The following is a 15,765-nucleotide window of genomic DNA, read 5'->3' on the forward strand; positions in this document are numbered from 1 at the left end:
GGGGTCACGTTACCGCGAACGGGGGACACCGATGCGCCGCGCGGGTCCCGGTGCACCGGGCCGCAGATCGTATCGTCCTATCGTGCACGGGGTCCCCCACCCGGCCCGCGGTCCGCCGCGGACCGCCCCCGCCGCGGAGGTGTCCCCTTGCCCACGCCGCCCCGCCCCACCGCACGACGGGCCGAGGAAGACTCCGCGAGGGGCGGCCCGACACGGCGCGGGAGGCGGCCCGGTACGCCCGCGCGCCGGGAAGGACGGCGCGGACGCCGCTGGGCCACCCGCGCCTGCACCGCGCTGTCGGCGGCCGTCCTGGCCTGTGCCGGGATCGGACACGCCGTCCTGTCCACCGTGGACGACGAGATCGCCCGGGTGGACGCCTTCAAGGACATGAAGAACCGCCCCGAGGCCGGCCACGGCACGAACATCCTCCTGGTCGGCACGGACGGCCGCGACAACGTCTCCGCCGAGGAACGACGCGAGTACCGACTCGGCGGCGCGCCCTGCCACTGCACCGACACGATCATGGTCGTGCACCTCTCGGCCGCCCGGGACCGGGCCACCGTCGTCAGCCTGCCTCGGGACAGCTACGCCGTGGCACCCGCCCACACCGACCTGACCACCGGGGAACGCCACGGCGAGCACGGTCTGAAACTGAACGCCGCCTACGCCGAGGGCGGTCCGCGACTCACCCTCCGCACCGTGGAGAAGATGACCCGGCTCAAGATCGACCACTATCTCGAAGTCGACTTCACCAGCTTCATGAAGACCGTCGACGTCCTGGGCGGCGTACGCGTGTGCACCTCCGTCCCCCTGAAGGACAGTCACAGCGGCCTCGACCTGCCCGCCGGCGAGCACCTGTTGAACGGCGGCCAGGCCCTTCAGTACGTGCGCGCCCGTCACGTCGACGGTGCCGCCGACCTCGGCCGCATGCGGCGGCAGCAACACTTCCTCGCCGCCCTGGTCGACCGGGTGGTCTCCTCCGGGATCCTGCTCCACCCCGTCAGGTTCCGCGAGGCCACTCGGAACGTGCTCGGTTCGGTACGCGCCGACGTCGGCCTCGGAGCGGACGAACTGGTGGCCCTCGGGCGTGCCATGCGGAGCCTCTCCCCCGCCTCCTCGGAGTTCACCACCGTGCCCGTGGGGCGGGGCGGCAAGACCGTGAAGGGCGCCGGGGCCACGCTGTCCTGGGACCGAGAGGCGGCCGAGCGACTCTTCGCCGCCCTGCGCGAGGACCGCCCGCTGTCCGACCCCACGCCCCGCGAGAAGAGGGCGGCGCGTCCCGTCCCCGTCGCCCCGGGGGCGATCCGGGTCCGCGTGGAGAACGGCACCGACACCGAGGGGCTCGGCGAACAGGTGCACGACGCGCTCGCGGCGGCCGGGTTCCGCACCACCGGCGCCCCCGTGAACGCCCCGGAGCGCGGCGTCGAGCGGACCGTCGTCGTCCACGACCCCCGGTGGGACCGTTCCGCCGCCTCGCTGGCCGCCGCGCTGCCCGGCAGCGCGCTCCGGGAGGTCGCCGGCCAGGGCGCCACGCTGCGGGTGGTCGTGGGAGCCGACTTCGCCGGCGTCCGCGCCGTGCGCCCGGCGGACCCTCCCCGGGAGCCGGGCACGGCGGTCCGGGGCGACGCGGTGGTCTGCGGCGGTGGCTGATCCCGCGCCCACCGGGCGGCGCCGGAGGCGGGTCAGTCGCCGGTGACAGTGACCTTCTCGTCGTTCTTCAGCTGGCGCACCAGCTCCTCGACGCGGGGCGTGTCCCAGAGCAGGTTGCCCCCCGCGGTGCTGCCCGCGAGGGGCATGTTCATGGAGGTTCCGTCGCCGCCGCTGACGCCCTTCATCGCCCAGAACATGTCGGCCAGGTCCAAGAGGCCCATGTCCTCGTCGACGATGAGCGCGTCCAGTCCGGCACCGAGCGTCGGGTAGAGGGTGAAGGGGTTCAGCACGGTCGCCGGGGTGGCCACCTGGCCGGCCAGGGCCGACAGGAACTTCTGCTGGTTCTTGGTCCGGTCCAGGTCGGAACCGGCCAGGGCGTACCGGGTCCGGACGAAGGCCAGCGCCTCCTGGCCGTCCAGGGTCTGGCGTCCGGCCTTCAGGTCGGCGCCGGACTTGGCGTCCTTGATGTCCTGCGGGATGTCCATCTCGACGCCCCCGACGGCGTCGACGATGTTGGCGAAGCCGGCGAAGCCGATCTCGACGTAGTGGTCGATGCGCAGCCCGGTGTTGTACTCCACCGTGCGCACCAGCAGCTCGGGGCCGTCCTCCGCGTAGGCGGCGTTCAGCTTGACCTGCCGACCGGTGCCCTCGTAGGTCTTGCCGGACTCCGAACCGACGAACGTCGGTATCTCCACATTGGAGTCGCGGGGCAGGGAGATCAGGGTGGCGCCGTTGTCCCCGGTGTGCAGGATCATCATCGAGTCGGTGCGCTTGCCCTCGGCGGACCCGGTGTGCAGGTCCTGCTTCTCCTCGTCGGTCATGCCCTCCCGGCTGTCGGAGCCGACGATGAGGTAGTTGGTCCCCTCTCCCTCCTCCGGCCGGTCGATGACCTTGGACAGCTCGACCTCGCGGTCCAGCCGGGAGTCGGCCCACACGTACGTCCCGACGCCCGCGGCGAGCAGCGCCGCGGCCACCGCGAAGGCGACGACCTTGACGCGCCGCCGCCGGTTCGGCGCGCCGCCCGCGCCGCCCTGTCTCCGCCCGGAGGGGCCCCGGCCGCCCGGGGTCCCGTAAACCTGCCCGGTGTTGTACCCGTCGTGGTCGCCGCCGTGCCCGGGGGCGTACGAGGGCTGGCGCGGAAACTCGCCCTGTCCCGGAGGCCCCGTGCGGCCCTGCCCGGGCGCACCGGAACCGCGGCGAACCTGCCGCATCACGCGGGCCTTCTCGGGCCGCGCGCTCGCGCTGCCGCGTCCGTAGCCGCCACGCTCGTCGCCGGACCGCCCCTCGGGCCATTCGTTCATGCGCCCCAGTGTGCCGGGCACCCCCCGGCGGCATACAAGGGTCGTCGGAAAACCGGAGCGGGCTCGTTGCCAAGCCGGCACAAATCGTACGGGAGTCCGGGGGACATAGGGTGGGGCCATGACAGAGCAGGCACAACAGGCCTCGGCCGGCGGGCCGGACACCCCGGAGATCCCGGGCAAGCCGACCTCGGCCTCCCGCACCACCCTCAGCCCCATCATGACGCACAGCGGCACCGACCCGCTCGGTACGGTGCGCGGCGGCGTGATCATGAAACTCGTCGACGACGGCGCCGGCGCGGGGCGGCACTCCGGTGGACCGGCGGTCACGGCGTCCATGGACGAGACGGCGTTCCCGGAACCGGTCGGGGTGGGCGACCTGGTCCACAGTTGATCCCCCAAGACACAAATACGCTGACCAGCAGAAACGTGCGGCGAGGGTCTACAGGGCGGCCCCGACATCGTCCCGGCACGGTGTCGGGGCCGCCCTCTTATGGTGGAGAACATGACTGATCAGGGCCCTACGTCGGCAGGGGACGACCTTCCCGGCAAGCCGACATCGGCGTCGCGCACGACGCTGTCGCACATCATGACGGCGAGCGAAACGAACCTGCTCGGGACCGTTCACGGCGGCGTGATCATGAAACTCGTCGACGACGCGGCCGGGGCGGTCGCGGGGCGGCACTCAAGCGGGCCCGCCGTCACCGCGTCCATGGACGAGATGGTGTTCCTCGCACCTGTCAGAGTGGGTGATCTCGTTCATGTGCGGGCGCAGTGCAACTGGACGGGGCGCAGCTCCATGGAGATCGGCGTACGGGTCCTCGCCGAGCGGTGGAACGAGTCGACGCCGGCGCAGCAGGTCGGCTCCGCGTATCTGGTCTTCGCGGCGGTCGACGCGGACGGCAAGCCGCGGCCGGTGCCGCCCGTGATCCCGGAGACGGAGCGGGACAAGCGCCGATACCAGGAAGCGCAGATTCGCCGGACGCACCGCCTCGCCCGCCGACGCGCGATCAAGGAACTTCGGGAGCAGCGAGCGGCGGAGGGACTCGACGGCTGACACGGCGGCCCCGGCGCCCCTGTGCGGGGTGACGGGGCCGTTTCCGTGCCGGGGCCTTGGATACCGGCGGCGGCCGTCACGCGGGAGCGCGGGGATCGGCCGCCGACATGTCGGCGAACTGCCACGAGTACGCACCCCCGCGTTGCCGACATCGGAGCGGGCGTCGCCCTCCCCGACATACCGGCGGGCCACGGCGGCCGACTCGGGGGCCGGGGATCGGGCCGCGACCGACAGGAAGCGGACGCTACCCTCCCCGGACCCTCCGAACACCCCTTCGGCAAACCCGCGAGAACCCTACTGGGGAAGGTTCCTCGCCATGACGATCCGCTGGACCTGGTTCGTCCCCTCGTAGATCTGTGTGATCTTGGCGTCGCGCATCATGCGCTCCACCGGGTAGTCGCGCGTGTAGCCGTAGCCGCCGAGGAGTTGGACGGCGTCGGTGGTGACGTCCATCGCGACGTCGGAGGCGAAGCACTTGGCGGCGGCGCCCTGGAAGGTCAGGTCGTCGTCGCCGCGCTCGGACTTGGCGGCGGCGGCGTACGTCAGCTGGCGGGCGGCCTCGATCCTCATCGCCATGTCCGCCAGCATGAACTGGACGCCCTGGAAGTCCGCGACGGGGCGGCCGAACTGCTTCCGCTCCCGGACGTAGCCCTTGGCGTAGTCGAGGGCGCCTTGGGCGATGCCGAGGGCCTGCGCCGCGATGGTGACGCGGGTGTGGTCCAGCGTCCTCATGGCGGTGGCGAAGCCGGTGCCCTCCGCGCCGATCATGCGGTCGGCGGGGATACGGACGCTGTCCAGGTAGACCTCGCGGGTGGGGGACCCCTTGATGCCGAGCTTCTTCTCCGGGGCGCCGAAGGAGACGCCCGCGTCGGACTTCTCCACGACGAAGGCCGATATGCCCTTGGAACGCTTCTCCGGGTCGGTGACGGCCATCACCGTGTAGTACTCGCTCTCGCCGGCGTTGGTGATCCAACGCTTGACCCCGTCGAGGACGTAGTGGTCCCCGTCCCGGACCGCCTTCGTCTTCATCCCGGCGGCGTCGGAGCCCGCGTCCGGCTCCGAGAGGCAGTACGAGAACATGCCCGCACCCTGGGCGAGCGGCGTCAGGTACCGCTTCTTGAGCTCCTCGGAGCCGGAGAGGATCACCGGGAGGGATCCGAGCTTGTTGACCGCCGGGATGAGCGAGGAACTCCCGCAGACGCGCGCCACCTCCTCGATGACGATCACGGTGGCGAGGGCGTCCGCCCCGGCCCCGCCGTACTCCTCGGGGACGTGCACGGCGTGCAGGTCGTTGCCGACCAGGGCTTCCAGCGCCTCGCGGGGGAAACGCGCCTCCTCGTCGACGGCGGCGGCGTACGGGGCGATCTTCGCCTCGGCCAACGCCCGGACGGCGTCGCGGAGCATGCCGTGCTCCTCGGACGGGCGGTACAGGTCGAAATCAGCCGATCCGGCCAAGGTGTCTCACGCTCCAGGACGGTGTGGGGATGACGTGGCTACTGTTAAGTAACTCCAATTTTAGAACCCCGGGGAACCCCTGGATAGGTGAGTTGGACGACAGCCGGGGCACCGCCCCCGCAACGGTGCGACAGACCCCGGATATGCTCGCCCGGCACGTCGGCCCTACGCCCCTGGAGCACCCATGGCCCTCAAGATCACCGTGATCGGCACCGGCTATCTCGGCGCGACCCACGCGGCGGCCATGGCGGAGCTGGGCTTCGAGGTCCTGGGACTCGACGTCGTGCCGGAAAAGATCGACACGCTGCGCCGAGGCGAGGTCCCCCTCTACGAGCCCGGCCTCGAAGAGCTGCTGCGCGCGCACGTCGAGGGGATCCCCGGCTCCACCGGTCGGCTGCGCTTCACCACCGACTACGCGGAGGCCGCCGCCTTCGGGGACGTGCACTTCGTGTGCGTCAACACCCCCCAGCGACACGGGGAGTACGCCTGCGACATGTCCTACGTGGACGCCGCCGTCGCCTCGCTGGCACCGCACCTGCGCGGCCCGGCGCTGGTCGTCGGCAAGTCGACGGTGCCCGTCGGGTCGGCCGACCGCCTGGCCGGATACCTCGCCGAACACGCGCCGGCCGGCGCGGACGTGGAGCTGGCCTGGAACCCCGAGTTCCTGCGGGAGGGCTTCGCGGTCGACGACACCCTGCGCCCGGACCGGATCGTGATCGGCGTGCGTGGCGAACGAGCCGAGAAGCTGCTGCGGGAGGTGTACGCGACGCCGATCGCGGAGGGGTCGCCGCTGATCGTCACCGATTTCCCGACCGCCGAGCTGGTGAAGACCTCCGCGAACAGCTTCCTGGCCACCAAGATCTCCTTCATCAACGCCATGGCCGAGATGTGCGAGGCGGCGGGCGGCGACGTGGTGAAGCTGGCCGAGGCCATCGGCCACGACGACCGGATCGGCGGCAAGTTCCTGCGGGCGGGCATCGGCTTCGGCGGGGGCTGCCTGCCCAAGGACATCCGGGCGTTCATGGCCCGGGCCGGCGAGTTGGGAGCCGACCAGGCGCTCACCTTCCTCCGCGAGATCGACTCGATCAACATGCGCCAGCGCGGCCAGATGGTGGAGTTGACCCGCCAGGTCCTGGGGGGCGGACCCTTCCTCGGCCGACGGGTCGCGGTGCTCGGGGCGACCTTCAAGCCCGACTCCGACGACGTACGGGATTCCCCCGCGCTGAACGTCGCCGGGCAGATCCACCTACAGGGCGGACAGGTGACCGTGTACGACCCCAAGGGCATGACCAACGCCAGGAGCCTCTTCCCGACCCTCGACTACGCGGAGTCGGCCGTCGAGGCGGTCAGGGGCGCGGACGTGGTGCTGCACCTGACGGAGTGGCGAGAGTTCCGGGAGATCGACCCGGCGGCACTCGGCGAGGTGGCCGCGGGCCGCGTGATCCTCGACGGGCGCAACGCGCTGGACGGGGAGGCCTGGCGCCGAGCGGGGTGGACCTACCGGGCGATGGGGCGCCCCACCGCCTGACCGGCGGGGCCGTCACGCTCCACCGCGCCGCGCCCGACCGGACCGTCCGCGACACGGACCGACCTCGTCCGCGGCCTCGGCCCGCCGGGGCACCACCGCACCGGGGGGGCGGGCACCTCCGGGGCCCTAGCCGTCCAGGGCTTCCCGAGTGGCGTTCGAGGGGCCTCTGAGGGCCTGCGTCCGCCGGGCCACGTCCTCCGCCGCGCCCAGGACTCGAACCGCGTTCCGCCAGGTCAGCTTGGCCAGGTCGGCCTTGGACCAGCCTCGGTCGAGCAACTCCGCCAGGAGGCGGGGGTAGCCGGAGACGTCGTCCAGCCCGTCCGGGGTGAAGGCCGTGCCGTCGTAGTCCCCGCCGATGCCGAGGTGGTCGACGCCCGCGACCTCGCGCATGTGGTCCAGGTGATCGGCGACGGTCGCCACGGTGGCGAGCGGGCGTGGGCGACGCTCCTCGAAGTCGCGGTGGATCCGCATCGCCTCGGCGCCGGTGTCCAGAGGGTGGAGTCCGTGCGCGCGCATGTTCTCGTCCGCCGCCGCCGTCCAGTCCGCCGCGGCCCGGAGGACGAACTTCGGCACGAAGGTGACCATGGCGACGCCTCCGTTGGCCGGCAGCCGCTCCAGGACGTCGTCCGGGATGTTGCGAGGGTGGTCGCAGACGGCACGCGCCGAGGAGTGGGAGAAGATCACCGGTGCGGTGGAGGTGTCCAGCGCGTCCCTCATCGTGGTCGCCGCGACGTGGGAGAGATCGACGAGCATGCCGATCCGGTTCATCTCGCGCACGACCTCGCGGCCGAAGGCCGTCAGCCCACCGGCCCGGGGCTCGTCGGTGGCGGAGTCCGCCCAGCCGACGTTGTCGTTGTGGGTGAGCGTCAGGTAGCGGACGCCGAGGAGATACAGGCCGCGCAGGGTGGCCAGGGAGTCGGCGATGGAGTGCCCGCCCTCCGCGCCCATGAGCGAGGCGATCCGTCCCTCGGCGCGGGCCGCCTCCATGTCGGCCGCCGTGAACGCGGCCCGGAGCCGGGTCGGGTGGCGCTCGATCAATTGCCGCACGCAGTCGATCTGCTCCAGCGTCGCCGGGACCGCGTCGGGCAGGTCGGAACGGACGTACACGGACCAGTACTGGGCACCCACGCCACCCGCGTCGAGCCGGGGCAGGTCGGTGTGCAGCCGTCCGCTCTGGTCACGGGAGATGTCGCGGGCGTCGTGGTCGTAGCGGACCTGGGAGCGCAGGGCCCACGGGAGGTCGTTGTGCCCGTCGACGACGGGGAACTCGCGCAGCAGTTCCCGTGCCTCGTCCAAGCGGGTCACCGGGGGCCCGCCCCGAAGCCGATGCCCGTTCCGGCGCCCCCGGCCCGGGATCGCAGCCGTCGGCCCTTCTCGGTGGCCTGCTCGGTCAGCTCCCGCTGGAACTCGCTCATCCGACCGCGCAATTCCTCGTCGTGTGCGGCGAGCATCCGGACGGCGAGCAGCCCGGCGTTGCGGGCGCCGCCGACGGAGACGGTCGCGACCGGCACCCCGGCGGGCATCTGCACGATGGAGAGCAGCGAGTCCATGCCGTCGAGGTGCCTGAGCGGGACGGGCACCCCGATCACCGGCAGCGGCGTGACGGAGGCGAGCATGCCCGGCAGGTGGGCGGCGCCACCGGCGCCGGCCACGATCGCCCGCAGCCCCCGCCCGGCGGCCTCTTCCCCGTAGGTGATCATCTCGCGTGGCATCCGGTGCGCGGAGACCACGTCGACCTCGTACGGGACGTCGAACTCGTCGAGGGCCTTGGCCGCCGCCTCCATCACGGGCCAGTCGGAGTCCGACCCCATGACGATGCCGACCAGAGGGTTCGCGGATGTCATGCCGTGATCGTTCCTCGTAGGTAGTCGGCCGCGTGACGAGCGCGCGCCAGCACGTCGTCCAGGTCGTCGCCGTAGGTGTTGACATGCCCGACCTTGCGGCCCGACTTCACGTCCTTGCCGTACATGTGGATCTTAAGTCGGGGGTCGCGGGCCATGCAATGCAGGTAGGCCGCGTACATGTCCGGGTAGTCGCCGCCCAGGACGTTGGCCATGACCGTCCAGCGCGCGCGGGGACGGGGGTCGCCGAGCGGGAGGTCCAGGACGGCGCGGACGTGGTTGGCGAACTGCGAGGTGACGGCGCCGTCCATGGACCAGTGGCCGGAGTTGTGCGGGCGCATCGCCAGCTCGTTGACCAGGATCCGCCCGTCCCGGGTCTGGAACAGCTCGACGGCGAGGTGTCCCACCACCCCCAACTCCTTGGCGATCCTCAGCGCCGTCTCCTCGGCGCCGAGGGCTAGCGCCTCGGGGAGGTCGGGGGCGGGGGCGACGACCGTGTCGCAGACCCCGTTCACCTGCCGGGACTCCACCACCGGGTAGGCAACGGCCTGGCCGTGGGGCGAGCGGACCACGTTCGCCGCCAGCTCCCGGACGAAGTCCACCTTCTCCTCCGCGAGGACCGGCACCCCGGCCCGGAACGGCGCGGCGGCCTCCTCGACCGAGCCCACGACCCACACGCCCTTCCCGTCGTAGCCACCGCGCGCCGTCTTGAGGACCACGGGGAAGCCCTCGCCCTCGGCGGCGAAGGCCGCCACGTCGGCCGGGTCCGCCACCACCCGGTGTCGCGGGCAGGGGACGCCGATGGCCACGAGCCCCGCCCGCATCACCGCCTTGTCCTGGGCGTGCGCCAAGGCGTCGGGCCCGGGGCGCACCCGTACGCCCTCCGCCTCCAGGGCCCTGAGGTGCGCCAGAGGCACGTGCTCGTGGTCGAAGGTGATCACGTCGCAGCCCCGGGCGAACGCGCGCAGCGTCGCCAGGTCGCGGTGGTCGCCGACGACGACTTCGCGCACGACCTGTGCCGCGGAGTCCTGGGGCGTGTCACTGAGGAGTTTGAACCTGATGCCCAACGGGATGCCCGCCTCGTGTGTCATCCGAGCGAGCTGCCCCCCGCCGACCATGCCGACTACCGGGAACGTCACCCCCCCAGCGTATCGGTCGTCGCGGGCCCGCCGGCCCGCCGCCCACCCGGCGCACGGGTGCCGTCGGCGGTGGCGCGGGGTCGACCGCAGGAAGATCGCACGAACGTGTGGATAGCATGGGCGGATCGACACCGACCGACGGACGGGGGCCTGCACGACGATGGGACGCGGTTCCGCTGCGCCTCGCCCACCCCACCCGCCTCCGTCCTCGCGTGCCGGGCTCTTGCGGCGCGTTCGGAGGTCGACGTCCGAGATCGCGAAGTTCGGCGCGGTCGGCGGCGCCGGGGTCCTGGTCAACCTCGGGGTGTTCAACCTGGTCCGGCAGACGACGGACTTGGCGGTGGTCAGGGCGGGCGTCCTGGCCACCGTCGTCGCGATCGCCTTCAACTACGTGGGCTTCCGGTACTTCACCTACCGCGACCGCGACAAGACCCACCGCACCCGGGAGCTGTCGCTGTTCGTACTGTTCAGCTCCGTCGGACTGGTGATCGAGAACGGCGTGCTCTACACGGCGACGTACGGACTCGGCCTGGACACCCCCTTGCAGAGCAACATCTTCAAGTTCCTCGGCATCGGACTGGCCACGCTGTTCCGCTTCTGGTCCTACCGCGGCTGGGTCTTCCGTCGCCTCCCCTCCCGCGACACGGTCGTCCACGCGGAGAGTCTCCCGGAGTCCGTCGACTCCCAGGCGGGTGCGTGGAGCGACCCCGCCCCCCTTCCGGCGGGGGCCGCGCGGCGACGGCCCACCGGCGCGACACGGCTCGACCGGCGTCCCTGACCCCGGCGACTCAGCGGACGGTGCGGTCCGTGGAACCCGTCTTCGCCGGCGGCGTCCGGGACAGGAAGAGTCCGAAGACCGGCGGTTTGGACTGGAGCAGTTCGAGTCGCCCGCCGTCCGCCTCGGCGAGATCCCGGGCCACGGCGAGCCCGATGCCCGTGGAGTTCCGTCCGCTGATGGTCCGCTCGAAGATCCTCGCCCCGAGGTCGGCGGAGACGCCCTGTCCCTCGTCGGTGACCTCGACCACGGCCTGGTTGCCGGTCACCCGGGTCCGCAGGGCGACCGTGCCACCACCGTGCATCAGCGAGTTCTCGATCAGTGCGGCGAGCACCTGTGCGACGGCTCCCGGGGTGCCGACCGCCTGGAGATGCCGCTTGCCGGAGCTGACGATGGCACGCCCGGCGCTGCGGTAGGCAGGCCGCCACTCGGCTATCTGTTGCTGGATCACGTCGTCCAGTTCGAAGGTCACGGCAGAGCCGCTGCGTGGGTCGCGGGAGTGGGTCAGCAACCGCTCCACCACGTCCGTGAGGCGCTCGATCTGACCCAGCGCGATCGTGGCCTCCTCGCGCACCGTCTCCGGGTCGTCGGCGACGGTGATCTCCTCCAGGCGCATCGACAGGGCGGTCAGCGGGGTGCGGAGCTGGTGGGAGGCGTCGGCGGCCAGGCGACGCTCGGCGGTCAGCATTCGGGCGATCCGTTCCGCCGACGCGTCCAACACGTCGGCCACCCGGTCCAGCTCGGGGACGCCGTAGCGGCGGTGGCGCGGCCGGGGATCGCCGGAACCGAGCCGCTCGGCGGTCTCGGCGAGGTCGGTGAACGGCGAGGTGAGGCGATTGGCCTGGCGGACCGCGAGCAGGACCGCGGCGACCACGGCCAGCAGCGCGACCAGCCCGATGATCGCGAGGGTCCGCCCGACCTCCCGGGTGACTGAGGAACTGGGCTCCTCGACGACGACGGTCTCCCCCTCCTCGCCGGTGGCCTCCCCCCGGATGACGTCTCCCTCCGGCTCGGTGCCGACGGTGATCGTCGGCTGTCCCGGGACGCGGATCTCGGCGTATCGGTCGCCCGTGACCTGTCCGCGCAGGACGTCGGCGTCGACAGAACCGGTGCCGATGCGGCGGCCGTCCACGATGCCGGCGAGTCGGGCGGCCTCCAGGTCGACCCGTTCCTGGGCGGTGTTGGTGATCGTCCTGGTCTCCACGAGGACGAGCGAGACCCCGAAGACGGCGATCACGACGAGCACCACGGCGAGGGTGGACTGGATCAATCGGCGGCGCATGTACTCCTGCCCGGACCTCGGCGACCCGGGTGCTGCGGGTCGGATGGCACGCGGCGTCTGGTTCGCGCGCGCGGGGTGTCGTCGGCCACGCGGGGGTGCGCGCGGCCCCGGCTCCCCACCGGAGCCCGGTCGCGGGGGCGCCGCGTCCGTCGACCGGGGGGAGTCGGTCCTCCTCGAATCGGGGTCAGCTCTTCTCGAATCGGAACCCCACGCCGCGCACGGTGGCGATGTAGCGCGGGTTGGCCGCGTCGTCCCCCAGCTTCTTGCGCAGCCAGGAAATGTGCATGTCCAGGGTCTTGGTCGACGACCACCAAGTGGTGTCCCAGACCTCGCGCATCAGCTGGTCACGGGTGACCACCCGACCCGCGTCGCGGACCAGCACCCGCAGCAGGTCGAACTCCTTCGCGGTGAGCTGGAGCTCCTCCTCGCCCATCCAGGCCCGGTGCGACTCGACGTCGATGCGGACGCCGTGGGTGGACGTCGTCTGCTGCGGCTCGGCCGCGCCCCGGCGGAGCAGGGCCCGCACCCGAGCCAACAGCTCGGCCAGACGGAAGGGCTTGGTGACGTAGTCGTCCGCGCCCGCGTCCAGACCCACCACGGTGTCCACCTCGTCGGCACGCGCGGTGAGGACGAGGATCGGCACGCCGTGTCCGTCCGAGCGCAACCGCCGGGCGACCTCCAGGCCGTCCATGTCGGGCAGTCCGAGATCGAGGACGACCAGGTCGATGCCGCCCTGAAGGCCCGCGGCCAGCGCGGTCGGGCCGTCCTCGCGCACCTCCACCTCGTACCCCTCGCGCCGCAGGGCGCGGGCCAGAGGCTCGGAGATGGACGCGTCGTCCTCGGCGAGCAGTACACGGGTCATGTCCTGATGGTAATCCGCCGGCGGCTCCGGCCGGGTGGCGGGCGGCCTCGCGGCGGGGGGCGACAGCGTGCCGTGACCCGCCGCCGACGCCGCCCCCGCCTGCGCGATCCCGGTTCCCCAGGGGGTTGTGACCCCCCTCTCAATACCTTTCATATCGGTCATTCTCATGCAGTAATATGCATTGACTCTTGTATCGCCACACGGGATGCCCAGTGATCGTCGTCACGGTGCGTCCCGTACTCCGCGGACCGGCCACTCTCGAACGGGCCGCGGCCGGGCCCGGGGGCGCGAAGGCGCGCCGCCGGGCCCGGGTCGAGCGGTCGCCGTCCCCCCTTACCGCCCCCGGGCGGATCCTCGCGATCCCCGCGGCGCGGACCGGCACGGACCGGGGGTCGACCGCCTCACCCCCACCTCACGGGCGCCACGAGCACGCCCGTCTGTCCTGAGCAGCGAGGATCGAGCATGGCGTCCAGCCTGACGAAGGACTCGGTGGCCCCGGGAATCCCCGGCCCCGAGAAGACCTTCCTCGGCCACCCACGAGGTCTGGCCACCCTCTTCCTGACCGAGATGTGGGAGCGCTTCTCCTACTACGGCATGCGGGCGTTGCTCCCGCTCTACCTGGTCGCACCCGGTGGCCTGGGACTGAGCCTCGGCACCGCGACCGCCGTGTACTCGGTGTACCTGTCGCTGGTGTACCTGCTCACGATGCCCGGCGGCTGGTTCGGCGACCGGGTGTGGGGCCCGCGCAAGACCGTGGCCATCGCCGCCGCCGTCATCATGCTGGGCCATCTGACGCTGGCCCTGCCCGCCGCCGGCACCTTCTACGCGGGTCTCGGCCTGGTGGCGGTCGGCTCGGGTCTGCTGAAGGCCAACATCTCGACCATGGTCGGGCAACTCTACGACGGGCCGGACGACCCCCGCAGAGACGGCGGGTTCACCGTCTTCTACATGGGCATCAACCTCGGCGCCTTCGCCGCGCCGCTGGTCATCGGCACCGTCGGGGAGAGTGTGAACTGGCATCTGGGCTTCGCCCTGGCGGCCCTCGGCATGGCCCTGGGGGTGACCCAGTTCCTGATCGGGAGCCGGCACCTCGCCCCGCGCTCGGGGGTCGTGCCGAAGCCGCTGACGGCGCGGGAGCGGACCACGACCCTGCGCAAGGCCGCCTTCTGGGCCGTCCTCGCGGCGGTCTCCTACACGATCCTGGGGTTGTCGGGTCACTACACCCTGAACTGGATCCTGGTGCCGCTCACGCTGCTCGGCGTGATCATTCCGGTACTGGTGCTGACCCGCATCCGCCGGGACCCGGAGCTGGACACCTCCGAGCGGTCCAAGATGTCGGCGTACGTGTGGTTCTTCGTGGCCGCGGCCGTGTTCTGGATGATCTACGACCAGGGGGGCTCCACCCTGGCGCTGTTCGCCGACTCCTCGACCGACAACACCGTCCTCGGCTGGGGTTTCCCGGTTTCTTGGTACCAGTCCGTCAACCCCGTCCTGATCATGGCGCTGGCCCCGGTGTTCGCGTTCGTCTGGTTGGCGCTGAACCGGCGGGGCCGGGAGCCGAGCACGATCGTGAAGTTCTCCTTCGGCCTGGTCCTCATCGGCGTCTCCTTCCTGCTCTTCCTGGCGCCGCTCGCCATCGCCGGGAGCGGCGCGCAGGCCGCCGCGGCGTGGATGGTGGCGATCTACTTCGTGCAGACCGTGGCCGAGTTGCTGCTCTCGCCGGTCGGCCTGTCGGTGACGACCAAGATGGCTCCGGCGAAGTACGCCTCGCAGATGATGGGCGTCTGGTTCCTGGCCGTCACGGCGGGCGACGCCACGACCGGACTGCTCTCCCTCGCGGGCGTCGATCTGAACACGTCGGGGGTCGTCGCCGCCGAGGCCGTCCTGGCCCTGGCCGCCGGTGCCGCGATAGGGATGTACCGCAAGCGCGTACGCGCGCTCATGGGCGACGTGCGCTGACCCGGGCCGGGCTCCCCCGGAAGCCCGGGGCGCGGGCACACGCCCGCTCACCCGTCAGCCGCCGGGCGGCCCGACCCGCCCGCGGACGCGCAGCCACACCGCGCCCGCCAGGCCGGTCAGAAGGGCGACGCCTCCCAGGGCCCCGACGATCGACACCGCGTCCCCGGGGCCGGTGCGGGGCAGCTCGTCACCGAGCCCCGGACCGGCGGGGGCCGCCTCGGCCGGGGCCTCCGGAGCGGGGTCCCGGCCGCCGTCCGCGGCGACGACGTCCAGCGTCAGCGCGGGAGCGGGGTCGCCGGCCGGTACGCAGGTCGTGGTCGTGCCCAGCGCCCGGATGGTGAGCGTCCCCGCCGTGAGGGTGACCTCGCCGGACCCCGAGGGGCGGTAGGTCCCGCCGAGATCGTCGACGCGGATGGGGGTGTCCGGGGGGACCGGCGCGGAGTTCACCGGGCCGGTCAGCTCCACGGTCTGGCGGTCCGCCCCCTCCACACGCACCGTGGCGCTCGGGCTCATCGCCCCCGTGCCCAGTTCGACGGGGCTGGAGGACACCCCTCTCTGCCACGACATGGTGATCCGGTAGCCGTCCCCCTCGCGTTCCGCCGAGATGTCGATCGGCGACACGGCCCGCCGCTCGCCTATGGGCGTGTCGCACCGGTAGTCGACGTCGACGACCTCGGCGAGCGCGGTCGGGGCGGACAGCCATACCACCGAGCAGGCCAGGGTCGCCGCGGACACGAGAGCGACGGTTCGCTGCTGGTTCGGCACGGCGCCCCCCGCTTTTCTGACTGCCCATCAGATGAGCTGCCAACGTACGCGCCGCCGCGTGGAGAGGGAAGACGCGCGACAGACCCGCCTCACCGAGAGGGGAGGCCGCCGACGGTCGCCGGGGCGGGGAGTCCCGCCAGGGCCGGGTGCGGAG

Annotated in this window: 13 protein-coding genes and 1 pseudogene; 6 read left to right on the top strand and 8 right to left on the bottom strand. The window is 72.2% G+C overall.

Annotation, left to right across the window (positions count from 1 at the left end; all coding sequences use genetic code 11):
* Window positions 1–294 precede the first annotated feature (294 nt).
* Window positions 295–1,650 carry an LCP family protein gene (locus JEK78_RS07685; RefSeq protein WP_242483378.1) on the top strand — a complete coding sequence of 452 codons (1,356 nt, stop codon included), beginning with the start codon at window positions 295–297 and terminating at the stop codon, window positions 1,648–1,650.
* A gap of 32 nt (window positions 1,651–1,682) precedes the next feature.
* Here the strand turns inward: JEK78_RS07685 and JEK78_RS07690 are convergent, their stop codons facing one another.
* On the bottom strand, window positions 1,683–2,951 hold the full coding sequence (locus tag JEK78_RS07690) for an LCP family protein (RefSeq protein WP_200263354.1): 1,269 nt from the start codon (window positions 2,949–2,951) through the stop codon (window positions 1,683–1,685).
* A gap of 118 nt (window positions 2,952–3,069) precedes the next feature.
* Here JEK78_RS07690 and JEK78_RS07695 point away from each other — a divergent pair.
* Together JEK78_RS07695 and JEK78_RS07700 are read left to right on the top strand one after the other, a co-directional pair.
* Window positions 3,070–3,336: pseudogene (locus JEK78_RS07695) on the top strand (acyl-CoA thioesterase); the annotation flags it as partial.
* A 117-nt stretch (window positions 3,337–3,453) separates the two neighbouring features.
* The gene (locus tag JEK78_RS07700; protein ID WP_200263355.1) at window positions 3,454–4,005 is read left to right on the top strand and encodes an acyl-CoA thioesterase; all 552 of its coding nucleotides are present in this window, start codon (window positions 3,454–3,456) and stop codon (window positions 4,003–4,005) included.
* A gap of 294 nt (window positions 4,006–4,299) precedes the next feature.
* On the opposite strand, the gene JEK78_RS07705 is transcribed toward JEK78_RS07700, so the two are convergent.
* Entirely contained in the window at window positions 4,300–5,409 is a 1,110-nt protein-coding gene (locus JEK78_RS07705; protein ID WP_200263356.1) for an acyl-CoA dehydrogenase family protein, read from the bottom strand.
* Window positions 5,410–5,644: 235 nt separating this feature from the next.
* Between JEK78_RS07705 and JEK78_RS07710 the strand changes: the two genes are divergently transcribed.
* Window positions 5,645–6,988, top strand: coding sequence for a UDP-glucose/GDP-mannose dehydrogenase family protein (locus tag JEK78_RS07710; protein ID WP_200263357.1), 1,344 nt, complete (start codon window positions 5,645–5,647; stop codon window positions 6,986–6,988).
* 126 nt (window positions 6,989–7,114) lie between these two features.
* Here the strand turns inward: JEK78_RS07710 and JEK78_RS07715 are convergent, their stop codons facing one another.
* Genes JEK78_RS07715 through JEK78_RS07725 form a run of 3 tightly spaced genes read right to left on the bottom strand, consistent with a single transcriptional unit; the run spans window position 7,115 to window position 9,968 of the window.
* Window positions 7,115–8,293 (bottom strand): dipeptidase, encoded by a 1,179-nt coding sequence (locus tag JEK78_RS07715; protein ID WP_200263358.1) that lies wholly within the window; start codon window positions 8,291–8,293, stop codon window positions 7,115–7,117.
* A complete protein-coding gene (purE, locus tag JEK78_RS07720; RefSeq protein ID WP_200263359.1) occupies window positions 8,290–8,832 on the bottom strand; it encodes a 5-(carboxyamino)imidazole ribonucleotide mutase in 543 nt (180 codons plus the stop codon). The genes JEK78_RS07715 and purE overlap by 4 nt, the downstream gene beginning before the upstream one ends.
* Complete coding sequence (locus JEK78_RS07725) at window positions 8,829–9,968, bottom strand: 5-(carboxyamino)imidazole ribonucleotide synthase (RefSeq protein WP_200263360.1); 1,140 nt, start codon at window positions 9,966–9,968, stop codon at window positions 8,829–8,831. Before JEK78_RS07725 ends, purE begins: the two co-directional genes overlap by 4 nt.
* A 160-nt stretch (window positions 9,969–10,128) precedes the next feature.
* Between JEK78_RS07725 and JEK78_RS07730 the strand changes: the two genes are divergently transcribed.
* Window positions 10,129–10,746 (top strand): GtrA family protein, encoded by a 618-nt coding sequence (locus tag JEK78_RS07730; protein ID WP_200263361.1) that lies wholly within the window; start codon window positions 10,129–10,131, stop codon window positions 10,744–10,746.
* Window positions 10,747–10,756: 10 nt separating this feature from the next.
* Here the strand turns inward: JEK78_RS07730 and JEK78_RS07735 are convergent, their stop codons facing one another.
* Window positions 10,757–12,025 carry an ATP-binding protein gene (locus tag JEK78_RS07735; RefSeq protein WP_200263362.1) on the bottom strand — a complete coding sequence of 423 codons (1,269 nt, stop codon included), beginning with the start codon at window positions 12,023–12,025 and terminating at the stop codon, window positions 10,757–10,759.
* Between the two features lie 184 nt (window positions 12,026–12,209).
* Window positions 12,210–12,887 carry a response regulator transcription factor gene (locus tag JEK78_RS07740; protein ID WP_200263363.1) on the bottom strand — a complete coding sequence of 226 codons (678 nt, stop codon included), beginning with the start codon at window positions 12,885–12,887 and terminating at the stop codon, window positions 12,210–12,212.
* 462 nt (window positions 12,888–13,349) lie between these two features.
* Between JEK78_RS07740 and JEK78_RS07745 the strand changes: the two genes are divergently transcribed.
* The gene (locus tag JEK78_RS07745; RefSeq protein ID WP_200263364.1) at window positions 13,350–14,846 is read left to right on the top strand and encodes an oligopeptide:H+ symporter; all 1,497 of its coding nucleotides are present in this window, start codon (window positions 13,350–13,352) and stop codon (window positions 14,844–14,846) included.
* Window positions 14,847–14,900: 54 nt separating this feature from the next.
* Here the strand turns inward: JEK78_RS07745 and JEK78_RS07750 are convergent, their stop codons facing one another.
* Complete coding sequence (locus tag JEK78_RS07750) at window positions 14,901–15,581, bottom strand: peptidase (protein ID WP_347341204.1); 681 nt, start codon at window positions 15,579–15,581, stop codon at window positions 14,901–14,903.
* Window positions 15,582–15,765 lie beyond the last annotated feature (184 nt).

Origin of the sequence: Streptomyces sp. HSG2 (assembly GCF_016598575.1) — a bacterium.
Classification (GTDB): domain Bacteria; phylum Actinomycetota; class Actinomycetes; order Streptomycetales; family Streptomycetaceae; genus Streptomyces.